A 353-nucleotide genomic window follows, 5' to 3' on the forward strand; every position below is an offset into this window, starting at 1 on the left:
GCTCAGGAAACGGAGCAGTTGTTAAAACAGGCGCATCGTGCCTACAACACGGAGATGAATGATTTGCTGCTTACCGCATTGGGACTGACGATTCATCGCTGGGCGGGCCTGGAACGAGTGCTCGTGAGCCTGGAAGGCCATGGGCGGGAATCCATTCTGCCAGAACTGGATATTACGCGCACCGTGGGCTGGTTTACGACCCAATTCCCAGTTGTGCTGGATATGAGCGTGGGGCAAGACCTTTCACAGCGCATCAAACAGGTGAAAGAAGGACTACGCCGCATTCCGCAAAAGGGCATTGGCTACGGGATGTTGAGATACCTGTCCGCAGCCCGTGAGCAAGAGCGTTTTGT

1 protein-coding gene is annotated in these 353 nt (G+C 55.0%); it reads left to right on the top strand.

The features are described from left to right. On the top strand, positions 1-353 hold a 353-nt coding region (locus G9G53_RS25810), incomplete at both ends, for a condensation domain-containing protein (protein ID WP_165150895.1).

The organism is Paenibacillus sp. EKM206P, assembly GCF_011066155.1.
Classification (GTDB): Bacteria; Bacillota; Bacilli; order Paenibacillales; family Paenibacillaceae; genus Paenibacillus; species Paenibacillus polymyxa_D.